This is a genomic window from Desulfobulbus alkaliphilus (assembly GCF_016918545.1).
Taxonomy (GTDB): domain Bacteria; phylum Desulfobacterota; class Desulfobulbia; order Desulfobulbales; family Desulfobulbaceae; genus Desulfobulbus; species Desulfobulbus alkaliphilus.
In genome coordinates, this window is the sequence record NZ_JAFFQC010000255.1 from 1 (window position 1) to 444 (window position 444).

1 protein-coding gene is annotated in these 444 nt (G+C 63.5%); it reads right to left on the minus strand.

Annotated elements, in window-relative coordinates:
- Positions 1 to 259 (minus strand): OsmC family protein (locus JWG43_RS18400; RefSeq protein WP_240193683.1); only part of this gene is annotated, 259 nt, incomplete at its 3' end.
- Between the last annotated feature and the right edge of the window lie 185 nt (positions 260 to 444).

Genomic DNA, 444 nt, shown 5'->3' on the forward strand with positions numbered 1-444 from the left:
CCTTCGGATCGGTCTCGGCGCGGTCGGCGTGCAGCTTGACGCTGCAGCCTTGCACGTCCAGGCGACCCCGCTTCAGGATCAGCACCACGTCATAGGCGGTGCAGCCACCGGTGCCCAGTAAGACCATTTCCATCGGGCGCGGTGCGAGGTTGCGGCCACCGCCGTCCGGGGCCCCATCCATCGTGACGAGGTGGCCGCTGCCGGTTTCCGCCAAAAAGGCCATGCCATCCGGGCCGGTCCAGCTCACAGTGCAATCCATGTCCAATCCTTGTGCAGAGGGTCGGCCAGCGCCGACGAAAAGCCACATTGTAGCCATCGGCCCTCGCCTGCGTTGACCCCCCTAGGGTGATCGCGGCTTGACAGTGATGCCCGTGCGAAAAGGTGCAACCCGCGACTTCTGCACCGAAATCGCGCCGAAATTGGAAGAATATCACTAGTGAACAG